The organism is Streptomyces incanus (assembly GCF_042656345.1).
GTDB classification, from domain to species: domain Bacteria; phylum Actinomycetota; class Actinomycetes; order Streptomycetales; family Streptomycetaceae; genus Streptomyces; species Streptomyces incanus.
In genome coordinates, this window is record NZ_JBHSPC010000051.1 from 21,244 (window position 1) to 35,760 (window position 14,517).

The window sequence follows — 14,517 nt, forward strand, 5'->3', positions numbered from 1 at the left end:
CAATGACCGACGAGAACACCCCCGTCACGTCCGAAGAGAACGGCATCGTCATGCGCGTCGAGCCCGTCGGGCTCGAGACGGAGATGCAGCGTTCGTACCTCGACTACGCGATGTCCGTCATCGTCTCGCGTGCGCTGCCGGACGTCCGTGACGGGCTCAAGCCCGTTCACCGCCGCGTGCTGTACGCCATGTACGACGGCGGCTACCGGCCCGAGCGCGGTTTCTACAAGTGCGCACGTGTCGTCGGCGACGTCATGGGCAACTACCACCCGCACGGCGACTCCTCGATCTACGACGCGCTGGTCCGCCTCGCGCAGCCGTGGTCGATGCGGATGCCGCTGGTGGACTCCAACGGCAACTTCGGCTCCCCGGGCAACGACCCCGCGGCGGCCATGCGGTACACCGAGTGCAAGATGGCGCCGCTGTCGATGGAGATGGTCCGCGACATCGACGAGGAAACCGTCGACTTCAAGGACAACTACGACGGCCGCTCCCAGGAGCCGACCGTCCTGCCGGCCCGCTTCCCGAACCTGCTGATCAACGGATCGGCCGGTATCGCGGTCGGCATGGCGACCAACATCCCGCCGCACAACCTGCGCGAGGTCGCGGCCGGCGCCCAGTGGTACCTGGAACACCACGAGTCGTCGAACGAGGAACTGCTCGACGCACTCCTCGAGCGCATCAAGGGCCCCGACTTCCCCACCGGTGCCCTCGTGGTGGGCCGCAGTGGCATCGAGGAGGCGTACCGGACGGGCCGCGGGTCGATCACCATGCGTGCGGTGGTCGAGGTCGAGGAGATCCAGAACCGCCAGTGTTTGGTGGTCACCGAGCTGCCCTACCAGACCAACCCCGACAACCTCGCGCAGAAGATCGCCGACCTGGTGAAGGACGGCAAGGTCGGCGGTATCGCGGACGTCCGTGACGAGACGTCGTCCCGCACCGGCCAGCGCCTGGTCATCGTGCTCAAGCGGGACGCGGTCGCCAAGGTCGTCCTGAACAACCTCTACAAGCACACCGACCTGCAGACCAACTTCGGCGCCAACATGCTGGCGCTGGTCGACGGCGTGCCGCGCACGCTCTCCCTGGACGCGTTCATCCGCCACTGGGTGAACCACCAGATCGAGGTCATCGTCCGCCGTACGCGCTTCAGGCTGCGCAAGGCCGAGGAGCGCGCACACATCCTGCGTGGCCTGCTGAAGGCCCTGGACGCCATCGACGAGGTCATCGCGCTGATCCGGCGCAGCGACACCGTGGAGATCGCGCGCGGGGGCCTGATGGGCCTCCTGGAGATCGACGAGATCCAGGCCAACGCGATCCTGGAGATGCAGCTGCGCCGGCTGGCGGCACTGGAACGCCAGAAGATCGTCCAGGAGCACGACGAACTTCAGGCGAAGATCAACGAGTACAACGAGATCCTCGCCTCCCCGGTCCGCCAGCGCGGGATCGTCAGCGCGGAACTGGCCGCGCTCGTCGAAAAGTACGGGGAAGACCGCAAAACGAAGTTGATCCCCTATGAGGGCGACATGTCCATCGAGGACCTGATCGCCGAGGAGGACATCGTCGTCACGGTCACGCGCGGTGGCTACATCAAGCGCACCAAGACCGACGACTACCGGGCCCAGAAGCGTGGCGGCAAGGGTGTACGGGGCGCGAAGCTCAAGGAAGACGACATCGTCAACCACTTCTTCGTGTCCACCACGCACCACTGGCTGCTGTTCTTCACCAACAAGGGCCGGGTCTACCGGGCGAAGGCATACGAGCTGCCCGACGCCGGCCGGGACGCGCGCGGCCAGCACGTGGCGAACCTGCTGGCCTTCCAGCCGGACGAGGCGATCGCCCAGATCCTCGCGATCCGTGACTACGAGGCGGCGCCCTACCTGGTTCTTGCCACCAAGGCCGGCCTGGTGAAGAAGACGTCGCTGAAGGATTACGATTCGCCGCGCTCGGGCGGTGTGATCGCGATCAACCTGCGGGAGCAGGAGGACGGTTCCGACGACGAACTGATCGGGGCCGAACTTGTCTCGCCAGAAGATGATCTACTACTGATCAGCAAGAAGGCGCAGTCGATCAGGTTCACCGCGACGGATGAGACTTTGCGGCCCATGGGCCGTGCGACTTCAGGCGTAAAGGGCATGAGTTTCCGCGAAGGGGACGAACTGCTCTCGATGAATGTTGTTCGACCCGGTACGTTCGTGTTCACTGCCACAGACGGCGGGTACGCGAAGCGGACCGCTGTCGACGAGTACCGCGTCCAGGGTCGTGGCGGCCTCGGTATCAAGGCCGCCAAGATCGTCGAGGATCGTGGAACTCTCGTCGGTGCGCTGGTGGTCGAGGAGACCGACGAGATCCTCGCCATCACGCTGTCGGGCGGTGTGATTCGTACGCGAGTCAGCGGGGTCAGGGAGACGGGCCGTGACACCATGGGCGTCCAACTGATCAATCTGGGCAAGCGCGATGCCGTGGTGGGCATCGCCCGTAACGCCGAGGCGGGACGCGAGGCGGAGGAAGTCGACGGCGACGTGGCCGTGGACGAGACCGATGAAGGTGCCGTGACCACCGGCACGGACGAGGGTGAGGCGCCCTCGTCCGAGTAGCACGAGGAGTGAGTCAGCGTGAGCGGAGCCACGGGCGCCGGGCCGACCGGTACCAGTACGGGCACGGACGGCGGTGGCCGTGGCTCTGCCGCGCGGGCGACAGATCCGCACACGACCAACCTGAAAGCGATCAAGTCGCCCGGCAAGGACTCGCCTTCGTCCGAGAGACATGGATCCCAGGGGGGAACTGTGACGGACACCCGAGGCCAGCAGCAGAGCGCGCCCGGACAGGGCGCCGCTGCTCACACGGCCTCACCGCTGCCGGGGGAACGGCAGCCGCAGCAGCAGGCGGGGCCGTACCACCCGCCACAGGCCTACCCCGCGCAGGAGGGTACGGCAGGGGGACAGGCCGGCGCGGTACGCCGCCCGCGCACCGGGGCGCGCACCACACCGCGCGTGCGCAAGGCGCGCCTGCGGGTGGCCAAGGCCGACCCCTGGTCGGTGATGAAGGTCAGCTTCCTGCTCTCCATCGCCCTGGGCATCTGCACGATCGTCGCGTCCGCGGTGCTGTGGATGGTCATGGACGCGATGGGCGTCTTCTCCACCGTCGGCGGCACCATCTCCGAGGCGACCGGCTCCAACGAGTCGAACGGCTTCGACCTCCAGTCGTTCCTGTCGCTGCCCAACGTGCTGCTGTTCACGACGATCATCGCGGTCATCGACGTCGTCCTGGCGACGGCCCTGGCGACCCTCGGCGCGTTCATCTACAACCTCTCCGCGGGCTTCGTGGGCGGCGTCGAGCTGACGCTGGCCGAGGACGAGTGAGCGGCGCTCAGCGCTTTCCCGGCCCGCTCCGACGGCCCCTCGACAACCGATTTTGGGACTGCCCCGGTCGTGCGCTAATCTTCAGGAGTCAGCGCGCGGGACATACACCGCAGAGCGCGGCGGGGCTATAGCTCAGTTGGTTAGAGCGCATCCCTGATAAGGATGAGGCCACAGGTTCAAATCCTGTTAGCCCCACCAGCCAAAAGACCCCCAGTCGATCAAGACTGGGGGTCTTTGACATCCACGGGTGACATCAGCCGATGAGCGGGTCTTCCAGAAGCTCGGCGAGCATGCCGACCGCTTCCCGCTCACTGTCGCCGACCACATGCGTGTACACGTCCATGGTCATGCTGATCTGGCTATGCCGGAGGATCGCCTGAGCCACCTTGGGATGCACCTTCAGGAAGGCCAGCAGGGTCCCGCAGGTGTGCCGGGCGAGGCGGACCGTGATGCGACGGACACCGGCCCGCTTGACCAGTCGATCGAAGGTACGGGAGAAGCCCACCGGGTCGATCATGCCGCCGTGCTCGGACGAGAAGATCAGGTCACGGTCCGGCTCCTGCGACCAGTGCTCACCGGCGATCTTCCGTTCCAGCTCTTGCAGCTCCCGGCGCTCCTCCAGGGCACGGGCGCAGAACTCCGGAAGCGGGAGCACCGCCTGTGAGGACTCCGTCTTGAGGTCCTTGAGGACCAGGCCCACGCCTTTGACCCGCTGCACCTGCTTGACCGGGGTGAACTGGCCGGCCTCGAAGTCGATGTCCTGCCAGCGAAGCCCGAGCACCTCGCTCCGTCGCAGGCCGAGGACCAGGACGAGGACGCAGGCCGCGTAGAGCCGGTGGGCACGGACCGAGCGAAGGAAGACGATCGCTTCCCGCGCGTTCCACGCCTTGACCTTGTCCTTGGTGACCTTGGGCATGTCGACCAGGAGCGCGACGTTACGCGTCACCAGCTCCTCGCGGATCGCCCGGTTGAGGGCGTTGCGGAGAACGCGCAGGACCTCGAAGCGGGCGGAGGCGCCGACCTTCTCACGCCTCAGCGCGGCCATGAAGACGCGGATCTGCGCCGGAGTGAGCTTGACCAGTGGTTTCTTCCCGAGGTGCGGCAGCAGGTAGAGGCGAACCTTGGACTCGTACTTGACGTACGTGTTGTGCTCGCGCTCCGGAGCGACGATGTGCTCGAGCCAGTAGGACAGCCACTCGCCGAGCGTCCAGGACCGGGACGGCACGGGGACGCCGTTGCGCTCCTGGTCCTGGAGCTTGCCGAGCTTCTCGTTCGCTTCGTCCCAGGTCCGGCCGTACACGTACTTGCGGACCCGGTTGCCGTCCGTGTCGGTCACGTACGCGGCGCCCTGGTAGCGACCGTCGGACCGCTTGGTGATCGTGCCACCGCCGTTGGGCCGTCGCTTTGCCATCAGGCAGCCTCTCCGATCTGCCCGGTGATGAAGTCGCGGACCGCGTGATCCGGGATGCGACGGCACCCGTCGACCTTGATGGAGACGAGGCGATGCGTGCGGATCAGGTCGTAGACCTTGGTACGGCCTACCTTGAGCCGCGCCATGACCTCGGGCACGGTCAGCAGTTCGGGGGCGGCGGTGGTCATGTGGCGGCTCCTTCCAGGTCGAGCAGGGCGGGTAGTTCCTCGCGGGCGGTTTCGCGGTTGAGTTGGATGTCGCGGCGGATGTTGGCAGCGAGCCAGGATTCGCCGGGGGTGTGGCCGTGGCCGGCGTAGGTCCAGTGGGCGAGGGTCAGAGTGGTCGCCTCTTCGTCGTCGGGGTCGGGCAGGCCGAGGGCTTGGCGTTGCTGGGTGGCGCGGTAGTCGGCGCGGGTCTGGCGGAGGGCGCCGAGGGTGGTGGAGTAGCTGCGCGACTTGGTGGAGAAGTGGCCGCGGAAGCCGAGCATGTGGGCCCAGTTGCGGAGCTTGCGGTCCGGGTAGAGCGCGTGCAGGTCCAGGCATGCCTCGATCAGCCGGCGGGGGTGGTTGGGTACGCCGAGCAGGATCAGGGCCTCCTTGTTGCCGATGCGGCGGTCGACGGTGCCCGTGGTTTCGGCGGCCTTGGTGGCGTACTTGGCGACGTAGGAGGCGACCGCCTGTTCGCTGATCTCTTCGCCGTCGCCGAAGGCCCGGATCGGGCGTACGTCGAGCTGTGTGCCCCAGCGCAGGGTGCGGGCCGGTTGGTCCCCGGCGGTGGGTACGTCGACTTCGGCGCGGGCGGCGGCTGCGTGGATGGCATCGGTGAGGAGATCGAGGGTGGCCCAGGCCGGCGGCGGGTCGTCGGGCCCGTCGGGTCCGTCGAAGCGGATCACGGCGTGGAAGTGCACGGCCCCGCGCTTTTGGTACTCGGCGACCTTGCCGAAGGAGACGCGGGAGGCTTCGCGCGCTGCCTTCTGGGTGAGCCCGGCCCGCTTTGCGATCTCGCGGCGGAGGTAGATCGTGAAGTAGCGCCACAGCTCGGAGGCGTGGTTGTTCCACAGCACGGCGCCCGCGTAGTCGTAGGTGTCGGGGTCGAGCGGGGTGCCCAGCTCGGGGGCGTCCTCGGTGTGATGGGTGCCGCAGCGGCAGGGCCGGTTGCCGGGCCGGTTGTGGACCGGGCCGAACGAGGGGGCGGTGAGGGTGGCGAACACGCGCGGGTGGTCCCGGATGGTGTGCGGGGTGCCCTTGTCGGGGTCGCCGACGAGGCCGGCGCGGATGAGGTGGTAGGTGTCGCCCGCATAGGTCCAGGCGCAGGCCGGGCAGCGGGAGGCCCGGCGGTTGCCGCAGGCGAGGCGGAGGCGTCCGCCGGGCTCGGTGTCGGTCGAGTAGGAGTGCAGCACCTGCCCGGTGGCGGCGTCGCGGGTGACGGTCGAGCCCATCAGGTGGATCGGGTCGGTGCAGCCGCCGGTGCGGCGGATCTGCTCCTGTATGCGGTCGAAGCCGGTGGACCCGGCCAGCCTCAGCACATCGGCGAGGGTGGCCGGGTCCAGGCCCGCCGCGGTGGCGGTGTCGGTCACTCGGTCACTTCCCGAACCGGACGAGGCCGATGGCGGGGGCGGCGGTGTGGCCGGTGCCCTGGCAGGTCGGGCAGGTGATGCGGAGGGTGGTGCGGGTGCCGTCGGTGTGGCGGGTGCCGGTGGTGATGGCGACGATGGGGAAGCCGTCGCAGGCGCGGCAGACGCGCGTGGTCCGGGTGCGCTGGGGCATCATGGGATCTCCCTTTCGGGTCCGTTGGATCTGGATGGGGGTGCAGGCGCCCGGAGCGGCGGAAGTTTGGCGACCGAGGCCGCTCCGGGGGCCGTTCAGCGGCGGCGGTTGCGGCGGAACCCGGGAACGGGCGGGATGGCGTCGTAGGCCCGGCGGCCCTGCTCGAAGGCGTCCCGGTCGTCCTTGCTCATGCCGGACGTGCCGATCTGCCGGGTGATCCGGCCCACGGCCTTGCGGTCGCCGTGGCGCTTGGCGATGGCGTACTCGCGGCCCAGCTCCGTCATCTCCGGGTTGGCCGGCGCGTTGGTGGTCTTGCGGCTGAAGAGGCCCATGTCAGTGCTTCCTTTCGGCGTTGAGCAGCGAGCGGAGGACGACGGCGCAGACGGCGACCGAGGTGGCGGTGACGGCGATGGCGAGGAGCATGGAGACCAGGACCGCGCCGACGACCAGGACGACGGCGGTGCCGCCGCCGACGAGGGCGAGCGCGGTACCGGGCGTGAGCTGGACCGTGGGCCGGGTCGAGGCCGGGACCGGGGCGATCGGGGCCGGCGGCGGGGTCGGAGTACCGGGGGTGATGCTGGTCGGCTGGACGACGACCGCGGGCGGGGTGAGGTGGCCGGTGGGCTGGGGCATGGTCGGGGGCTTGGGCCGGAGCACGGGCGGATCTCCTTTCAGGGCGTTACTTGACGGCGGTGTCGATGACCGGGGCGAAGAGGCTGTCGGCGAGGAGGTAGCCGCCGAGGAGGAGCACGGCGATCAGCCACCAGGGCGGGCGGATGAGCTTGACGCCGAGCCAGCCGACGACGATCAGGGCGAGCCAGAGGGGAACGTCCATGGCGCGGTGTCCTCCTATGCCTTGCAGCGGTGGGTGCGGGCGGCGAGTTCGGCGGCGGAGCGGTCGTGGTAGTCGGCGGAGAATCCGCAGCGCGGGGCGGTGCAGGCGGCGGTGTGCATCTCCCGGCCCCGGCCGTCGTAGTAGGTGGCGACCTGTACGGGGCCGATGCGGATGCGGTTGCGGAAGCGGCGGTACACGCTCATGGGTCAGTCCTCCCGTCCGACGAAGTCGTCGGTGTGGTCGGTGAGCCACTGCTGGATCTCGGCGTGCTCGTAGCCGTCGGCCCGGCTGATGGCGGCTTCGGCGACCTCCACGGCCTTGACCAACTGGTTGTTCCGGGTGAGTTCCGCGGACTGTCGTAATGCGGATTCGATCGATGGGCGCATGGGTGGTTCTCCTTCGCGGGTCAGGTGAGCTGGAGTTGGGCGGCGATCGCGTTGGTCATCGGTGCGGGCAGGCCGAGCCGGGCCGAGAGTGTGTCGGCGGGCATCGGGGTGCCGGTGGACGCCTGATGTGCGTCGGCGATCTTCCGGGCGTGGTCCAGCAACGCGACCGGGACCGTGGGCATCTCAGTGGGCTGAGGCGGCGCCGGGGTCAGTTCCGGTGCGGCGGGTGCCGGAACCGGCTCGGGGGTGTCGGTGCGGGTCACGTCGACTTCCGGCGGTGTTGCCGGTGCGTCGTCCACGGGCTGCGTGGGAGTCGGCTTGGCGGCGGGGGTGTGGACCAGCAGGGTTCCGCCGAGGAAGGCCAGGGCGGGCCAGCCGGCGACGAGGATGCGCAGCCAGTCGGGCACGTGGTGCAGGTCGAGGAGCCCGGCGGTCGCGATGTTCGCGCCGAGGGAGGCGAACAGGGCGATCACGAACCAGGTCCAGGCCGAGCGGTCCCGGCGGGCCGTGCGCAGTCGGCTCCAGGCGGCGACCAGGAGCAGGTCGACGGAGACCGGATAGGCCCAGGCTTTCCAGCCGGTCTGTCCGGCGGCTTCGGCCAGGTCGTGCAGGTGGGCGAAGGACAGCGCGCCGGCGATGACGGCTTGGACGAGCACGGCGTCGATGCGGATCGAGCGGAGCATGGGGCACCTCCCTTCGAGGGGGGTTGGGCCGGGGACGGGCGGTCAGCGGTATCCAGCCGCCGCCCGGTCCCGGCGGTCAGTCGGTGACCGGGCGGGGCTTGACCAGCGAGGGAACGGCCGTCGGCGCCTCGGTGGGCACGTTGGGGCGGAACGGGTCGAGGGCGGGGAAGTCCGGGACCAGGTGGGCGAACTCCCGGCAGGCCGCCACCACTTCCGCGCGGGAGGTATGCGGGGTGCGGATCTTCGACCAGCCGCCCGCAGGGTCCACCGCGACCGCGGTCCCGGGGCGTTCCATCGGGATCAGGCCGGCGGCGGTGACCGCGTCCGGGGCCACGTCGGCCAGGCCCATTTCGGCGGTCTGCTTGTCGTTGACCCGGTGCACGACACGGCCGGTGAGCTGGGCACGGAGCATGGTGGCGCCCTTGCCCAGGTCGGAGCCGAAGCGCTGCCCGCAGATCTCCAGGTAGATGCCGACCGCACGGGCCATCTGCGCCAGCCGGATCAACGCGGTCACGATCCGCTCGCGGCGTTCCTCGTCCCTCTTCGAGGAGATCAGGAACAGTTCCGCCACCTCGTCGACCAGGACGACGAACGGCACCGGGCGCAGGTGCTCGGGCAGCTCCCACACGTCGGAGACGCCGTGCCGGCTGAGCAGGTCGAAGCGGTCTTCCATCTCCGCCACCAGGACGGCCAGCAGCGAGGCGGCATCGTCGGGGGTGGTGACCAGCGCCGACAGCCGAGCAGCGAACGCGGATTGTTCCACCCCGCGCTTACAGTCGATGCCGACCAGCGCCACCGGCAACTGCGCCAACCCCTTGATCAGGTTGCGCTGATACATCGACTTGCCCGAGTGGTTCGCGCCCAACGTGAGCGCCATGGGGGCCTTGCGGTAATCCCGCTCGAAGGCGGTCCCGTCCTCCCGCAGCGCCACCGGCACCACCAGGTCACGCGGTGCGGCGTTGCGCGGCATACGCACCCGGCGCAGCACGTCGTAGCCGGTCATGCGCAGCTCGACGAAACCGGGCCCGGTCTCCACCACGGTCACCGAGTGCACCCCCCAGGCGTGGCGCAGCCGCTCGGAGGAGGCGGCCACGTCGGCGGGCTCCAGACCGGCCGGGAGCCGCAGCGTGGCCCGCAGACCGGTTGAGGTGGGCCGGATGCGGCGGATCTTCGGGGGCACCGGCTGCACCTCGCGGCGGGCGACGTTGCGGGTCATGAACGCCCGCAGGCCGGACGGCTGCACCGTCAGCCCGCACACGTCCATCGTCGAGCGGTAGGAGAAGACGAAGCGGCCCCAGGTGAGCGGCATCCCGACCAACGACCAGTACACCCGCGGGGCCCGTGCCTTGGCGTAGCCGATCCCGCCGGCGCCCGCCATGGCTCCCGTGGCCTCCAGCCACATCGTCAGGTCAGCCATGATCAGGCCGCCGCAGTGATCGCGACCGCGCGGAACGAGATGCCGTGCCGCTTCTGGCCGTTGAACTCGTTCTCCCAGTCACGGGCCTTGAGCCCGACCACCCGCACCGACATGCCCGGCGCCAGACCCTCGGGGAAACCGGTCTCCGGGATGGTGACCTGGTAGAGGTTGCCCTCGCCCTCGTCCGAGACGAGCAGGCCCACGGTCGACAGACCCGCACCGGTCTCCCGGTCGACGGCCCGCTCTCCGGTCTTCTGGTTGACCAGCTTCGGCACCGGGGCAGTCGCCACGAACACGATGGCGGACGAAAGGTCGATCTTGAAGGACGGCATGACTTCTCCCTGCGTGGACGTCGGGCAGCCCAAAGAAGGCTCCCGGAGCCCGCTGTCCTAGGACTGCGAGCGCTTGAGAGAGATATTGCACCGCAGTCCTAGGACTGTCAACAGTCCTGGGACTGTGTTTGACTGGGGTCCGTAGAGAGGGGTTCGAGATGGCGCCCAAGTGGCGAGAACTGGCTGACAGGCTGGCTGAGCAGATCAAGAGGGGTGACTACGCACCGGGCCAGCAGTTGCCGCACATCAGAGAGCTTGTCGAGGCCGGCGAGGGTTCAAAGTCCACCGTCCATGCCGCATACAAGGCACTGGAAGCCGAGGGCCTGGTCACCTCGTCACGGGGGCACGGCACGGTCGTGCGACAGCAAGTACCGCTCAAACGACTCGGCATCGCCCGTTACGACAAAGCCAAGTGGCGGGACGGCGACGAGGTGGCGTTCATCGCGGACAGGGTGGCCTCCGGGCGCGGGTATCGCCGCAACGAGCAGACCCAGACGATCAGCCTTGTTGAAGCGCCGGCAGAGGTGGCCGCCGCGCATGACTTGCCGGTGGGTGCCGAGGTCTACGCACGCGCGCGGCTGGTGAAGGAAGGTGAGCAGCCTACGCACACGCTGACCAGCTACTACCGTCCCGAACACGTGGAAGGCACGCGCCTGGTGGACCCCACACCAGGACCAGCCGGCCGGGGCGGAGGATTTCGCGTGCTGTACGACGCGGGTTACGAGATCGATCACATGAAGGAAGAACTCTATGCCCGTGCTCCCACGCCGGATGAAGTGAAGCTGCTTCAACTGCCACCGGGCGAACCGGTTGTGGAGCTGCACCGGACCACCTATACGGCGTCAGGCACAGTGGTGGAGTTCGCCATCGGGGTACACGCGGCTTCACGCTTTGCCTGGGAGTACGACTTCAAGGTGCCGGACTCGGCGAAGGACAGGGAAGGTCAGCAGTGATCTCGACGCAGGATTGGGCAGATGCGCGGCGCCTGTGGGAGTACCACCAGATGGGCCATTCGCTTCGGCCTTGCTCGGTCGCCATCGGTCTCGGCAGCCACGATCTGGGGGTCGCCGACACGGCGGTGGACCTGTACAAGCGCGGCATGGCTCCACTGCTCGTGTTCACCGGAGCCACCAGTCCTACGACGCGGGACCGCATGCCGCGGGGCGAAGCCGTCCACTACCAGGAGCGGGCCCTTGAGCTTGGCGTCCCCAGCTCAGCCGTGCTTGTTGAACCCCGCGCCCGCAACACGGGTGAGAACATCCGCTTCTCCCGAGACCTGTTGGAAGAGGCCGGCGTCGACGTGTCCTCTGTCCTCCTGATCAGCAAGCCGTACGAGGAGCGGCGAGCGTACGCCACCGCATGCAAGCTCTGGCCCGAAGTTGAGTTCGTGAGCGCTTCCACTCCGATGACGTTGGACGAGTACGTCGACTCCATCGGTGACGCTCGTTTGGTGATCGACATGCTGATGGGCGCGCTTCAGCGGCTGATGATCTATCCGGCGCAGGGGTTCATGGTCAGCCAGCCGGTACCGGGCGACATCATCGAGGCATACGAGCGACTGTGCCAAAGCGGCTTCACGAGCCGGCTCCTTACTACGGGCACGCCCTCCGCTTGAGGCTCGAAGGCACGAGATCCCACGGACGCCGAGCCAGTTGTTACAGGTTTCTCTACCTCATCAAGGCCCGCGCACGGCGCGGGCGCGCGCCGCCTTGTCGGCGGGGCCGCCGCTCTGTCTTCGCCAGCGGCGGCCCCGCCCGGCGGCGCGCTGCGTGCAAGCGGGCAAGGGTCAGACCTCATCCGCGGCCACAAGATGATGCCTCCGGCGGGGGATCGGCCGGCACCGGGATGGAGGAGGCGCCGTTGCCGAGTGCCGGCACGTTGTGGCGTGCGCGGGGTGCTCCCATCCCGTCCACCGTCGACCCAGGCAGAGCCGAGCAGACGCGGCCCAGGGCGTCAAGGTCGTTCGTACAGTGGCGCGCTCCACCTTGACGCCCTGAACCACGCCCGCTCCACGGTGTGTGGGTCGACGGCGGACGGGATGGGCGCTGGGGCGAGTGGTGGGAATCTCTGGTTCGGCAGGCTCACGCTATCCACTGGCAGAAGAGAACAGCGTCGCCCCGCCCCCGAGGACAACCAACTGCACGACGCCAGGAATACGCCATCCCAGGGCGAGGAGGCCACCGCCTGTGAGCACTGCGCCGCCTCCCAGGAGCCACGATGCCTGCGACGCCACCCGTGACGCACTCGACGGACTGGCGCTATCGCTTTCGTAGCCGTCGGCCCATCCCGCTATCCCATAGCCGTACACCATCCAAGCGATGACCATGAGGTCGATGACGAGTAGCGCCACGCTGACCCCGATCTGTTGGCCGGCTGACGGCTCATTCGCCTGTCTCATGCCCACTGCCGTCCCGTCTTCAGGTGAAGATCTCCTAAGTACACGCGGCCAGCATGCTGTTACAACGGGCACTGCACATGAGTACAGGTACTCAGATGCGCCGTTCTCACGGAGCACCGAGCCGGATCTGTCAAGGCTGCCACCCCGCGCTGACATCAGCGCCTGACACCAACAAACGCGAACAGCAGTGATCCAGGCCGGACCGCAGTGGACGATCAGGCGAGGCACAGAGCGCGTTGACCGATGTGGTCAACACCGCATGATCGACCTGATAAGGATGAGGCCACAGGTTCAAATCCTGTTAGCCCCACATCATTGCGAGGCCCCCGGTCAATGTGACCGGGGGCCTCGGTCAATGTGACCGGGGGCCTCGGTGTTTCCGGGGCTTTCGTCTGCGGTGCCGTGTGCCGTGTGCGGTGTGGCCGGAGGGGCTCATTCGGCTCATTCCTTGGCGGGGTGGGGCGTCTGTGGCCGGCATCGGGCGGCGTGGCGGTGGTCGTGGCCGATGCGGTCGTGACGGCCCTGTTCCGCCAGGACTCATCCCCCTCGTCCCGTCCCGTCGTGGGGCGTGGCTTGGATGTCTTTCTTTGCGTCCTTCGCCGTTGTGGCAGAAGACCGGTGAGTGTGCTGGACCCTTGAACCCCGATGATCCGATGACCCGGTGGGCGTGGGCGTGGGCGTGGGCGTGGGCGTGGGCGTGGGCATGGGCATGGGGAAGCCCGGCTGCTCGTGTTCGAGCTGCCGGGCTGTTTTTCGCGTGCCGTGGGGCTGTACGCGAGTTCGCCGGGACTTCGGGGGAGCCGGAACGGCACGGGAGGGGCGCTGTGGGGATCCGGGGGCTCAGCGTTGGCCGCGGGGGCTCAGCGTTGGAGCGGGAGGCGGCCCTTGAGGGGTTCCGCCGGGGACGGGGAGTCGTCGTCGGAGCGGGGTGCGGAGGCGGCCGGATCAAGGACGGGGGCTGGGGCCGGGTTCGCGAGCGGGCGGTGGCGGCAGCCGGGGGATGCGCCGTGGGCCTCCGCGCGGATGCGCTGTTTCATCGTGGGAGGCAGGGCCCTCACATGGGACCAGGGTCGGATGGACGTCGCCGGCGCCGTCACGTCCGGGGCGCTCTTGCTGTTGCGCGTCGTATCGGTCCGGGGTACGGCCGCTGAGGCGGTCGTGGTGACGAATCCGAGCGCCGTGCACAGCGCGAGGAAGGCGGTGATGATGGCGGTCCACAGCTTCATGACCTTGTTCCGGGCCATGGCCCCTCACTTTCGGGTCGGGCGATTTGCGTACTTTCCTCATGATGTGTATGCGGGCCGCGAAGTGGTGGACCTCCGTACGTGGCGCGTCGATGTTCAGATGAACACCACCCGGATGGGCGCAAGAGGGGAGAAAAGCGGAAGATCGTGGAGGGAGATGGCCGAAATCACCGAACGTGCGGGGGTGCTCACCCTCCGGTCCGGCCGATGTTCCTGCTTCGACTGCGCAGTTCAGGAGGGGAGTTGACGGGCCGACGCAGGTCACCGATCGGTCTCGGCCGGTGTGTATAGTCGGGCGCCAGAGGTCCCCTACGTCAAGAAAGACGAGGTCGCGCGGTGAAGAAGCTTCTCCTGGTCGCACTGGCCGCCATCGGCGGGCTCCTCGTGTACCGCCAGATCCAGGCGGATCGCGCCGAGCAGGATCTGTGGACGGAGGCGACTGACTCCGTGCCCACGGGTTCGTGAGTACCGACATACGACGCTGAACAGACCCCGGCCGCGCTCGCGGTCGGGGTTTTGTGTGTGGTGGGGCCTTGCCGACGGACCTTGTCCGCGGGGCAGGATGGTCACGGTGCGGCGTCCGGTGACGACGAGGAGTGGCGCGTGAGGGCACGGTGGTGTACGAGGGCACGGTGGTGTACTGCGTGGGGACGGCGTGCGCGGGCGGGGAGGAGCGGCCGGACCTC

The 14,517-nt window shown here is 68.5% G+C and carries 18 protein-coding genes and 1 tRNA gene; 6 read left to right on the forward strand and 13 right to left on the reverse strand.

All coding sequences use genetic code 11. From position 1 onward, the window contains the following. Window positions 1-2 precede the first annotated feature (2 nt). The 3 genes from gyrA (at window position 3) to ACFP2V_RS19240 (ending at window position 3,557) form a co-directional block, all read left to right on the forward strand. Entirely contained in the window at window positions 3-2,594 is a 2,592-nt protein-coding gene (gyrA, locus tag ACFP2V_RS19230) for a DNA gyrase subunit A (protein WP_381213570.1), read from the forward strand. A gap of 18 nt (window positions 2,595-2,612) precedes the next feature. Further along, window positions 2,613-3,359 carry a DUF3566 domain-containing protein gene (locus ACFP2V_RS19235; protein ID WP_381213573.1) on the forward strand — a complete coding sequence of 249 codons (747 nt, stop codon included), beginning with the start codon at window positions 2,613-2,615 and terminating at the stop codon, window positions 3,357-3,359. A gap of 121 nt (window positions 3,360-3,480) precedes the next feature. Continuing rightward, window positions 3,481-3,557, forward strand: a tRNA-Ile gene (locus ACFP2V_RS19240). Between the two features lie 55 nt (window positions 3,558-3,612). Here ACFP2V_RS19240 and ACFP2V_RS19245 read toward each other — a convergent pair. The 12 genes from ACFP2V_RS19245 to ACFP2V_RS19300 all read right to left on the reverse strand — a co-directional run bounded on the left by ACFP2V_RS19245 (window position 3,613) and on the right by ACFP2V_RS19300 (window position 10,189). Then, complete coding sequence (locus tag ACFP2V_RS19245; RefSeq protein ID WP_381213576.1) at window positions 3,613-4,770, reverse strand: tyrosine-type recombinase/integrase; 1,158 nt, start codon at window positions 4,768-4,770, stop codon at window positions 3,613-3,615. Next, the gene (locus ACFP2V_RS19250) at window positions 4,770-4,958 is read right to left on the reverse strand and encodes a helix-turn-helix domain-containing protein (protein WP_381213579.1); all 189 of its coding nucleotides are present in this window, start codon (window positions 4,956-4,958) and stop codon (window positions 4,770-4,772) included. Before ACFP2V_RS19250 ends, ACFP2V_RS19245 begins: the two co-directional genes overlap by 1 nt. Next, a complete protein-coding gene (gene repSA / locus ACFP2V_RS19255; protein ID WP_381213581.1) occupies window positions 4,955-6,346 on the reverse strand; it encodes a replication initiator protein RepSA in 1,392 nt (463 codons plus the stop codon). The genes ACFP2V_RS19250 and repSA overlap by 4 nt, the downstream gene beginning before the upstream one ends. A 4-nt stretch (window positions 6,347-6,350) precedes the next feature. After that, a complete protein-coding gene (locus ACFP2V_RS19260; RefSeq protein ID WP_381213657.1) occupies window positions 6,351-6,536 on the reverse strand; it encodes a hypothetical protein in 186 nt (61 codons plus the stop codon). 95 nt (window positions 6,537-6,631) lie between these two features. Beyond that, window positions 6,632-6,868, reverse strand: a complete 237-nt coding sequence (locus tag ACFP2V_RS19265) for a hypothetical protein (protein ID WP_381213584.1) — start codon at window positions 6,866-6,868, stop codon at window positions 6,632-6,634. A 1-nt stretch (window position 6,869) separates the two neighbouring features. Next, window positions 6,870-7,193 carry a SpdD-like protein gene (locus tag ACFP2V_RS19270; RefSeq protein ID WP_381213587.1) on the reverse strand — a complete coding sequence of 108 codons (324 nt, stop codon included), beginning with the start codon at window positions 7,191-7,193 and terminating at the stop codon, window positions 6,870-6,872. 22 nt (window positions 7,194-7,215) lie between these two features. Beyond that, window positions 7,216-7,371 (reverse strand): hypothetical protein, encoded by a 156-nt coding sequence (locus tag ACFP2V_RS19275; RefSeq protein WP_381031496.1) that lies wholly within the window; start codon window positions 7,369-7,371, stop codon window positions 7,216-7,218. Window positions 7,372-7,385: 14 nt separating this feature from the next. Beyond that, window positions 7,386-7,574: a mobile element transfer protein gene (locus ACFP2V_RS19280; RefSeq protein WP_381213590.1), complete on the reverse strand. Its 189-nt coding sequence runs from the start codon at window positions 7,572-7,574 to the stop codon at window positions 7,386-7,388. A gap of 3 nt (window positions 7,575-7,577) precedes the next feature. Then, complete coding sequence (locus tag ACFP2V_RS19285) at window positions 7,578-7,757, reverse strand: hypothetical protein (RefSeq protein WP_381213592.1); 180 nt, start codon at window positions 7,755-7,757, stop codon at window positions 7,578-7,580. A 20-nt stretch (window positions 7,758-7,777) separates the two neighbouring features. After that, window positions 7,778-8,440: a DUF2637 domain-containing protein gene (locus ACFP2V_RS19290; protein WP_381213595.1), complete on the reverse strand. Its 663-nt coding sequence runs from the start codon at window positions 8,438-8,440 to the stop codon at window positions 7,778-7,780. A gap of 76 nt (window positions 8,441-8,516) precedes the next feature. Next, entirely contained in the window at window positions 8,517-9,857 is a 1,341-nt protein-coding gene (locus tag ACFP2V_RS19295; protein ID WP_381213597.1) for an FtsK/SpoIIIE domain-containing protein, read from the reverse strand. A 2-nt stretch (window positions 9,858-9,859) separates the two neighbouring features. Then, window positions 9,860-10,189 carry an SCO3933 family regulatory protein gene (locus ACFP2V_RS19300; protein ID WP_381213600.1) on the reverse strand — a complete coding sequence of 110 codons (330 nt, stop codon included), beginning with the start codon at window positions 10,187-10,189 and terminating at the stop codon, window positions 9,860-9,862. Window positions 10,190-10,347: 158 nt separating this feature from the next. Here ACFP2V_RS19300 and ACFP2V_RS19305 point away from each other — a divergent pair, with 158 nt between their 5' ends. Beyond that, entirely contained in the window at window positions 10,348-11,142 is a 795-nt protein-coding gene (locus tag ACFP2V_RS19305) for a GntR family transcriptional regulator (protein WP_381213603.1), read from the forward strand. Next, complete coding sequence (locus ACFP2V_RS19310; protein ID WP_381213606.1) at window positions 11,139-11,804, forward strand: YdcF family protein; 666 nt, start codon at window positions 11,139-11,141, stop codon at window positions 11,802-11,804. Before ACFP2V_RS19305 ends, ACFP2V_RS19310 begins: the two co-directional genes overlap by 4 nt. 1,643 nt (window positions 11,805-13,447) lie before the next feature. Here the strand turns inward: ACFP2V_RS19310 and ACFP2V_RS19315 are convergent. Next, entirely contained in the window at window positions 13,448-13,831 is a 384-nt protein-coding gene (locus ACFP2V_RS19315; RefSeq protein ID WP_381213609.1) for a DUF6344 domain-containing protein, read from the reverse strand. Window positions 13,832-14,167: 336 nt separating this feature from the next. On the opposite strand from ACFP2V_RS19315, the gene ACFP2V_RS19320 reads away from it, so the two are divergent. Then, on the forward strand, window positions 14,168-14,296 hold the full coding sequence (locus ACFP2V_RS19320) for a DLW-39 family protein (RefSeq protein WP_003999697.1): 129 nt from the start codon (window positions 14,168-14,170) through the stop codon (window positions 14,294-14,296). Window positions 14,297-14,517: the final 221 nt, after the last annotated feature.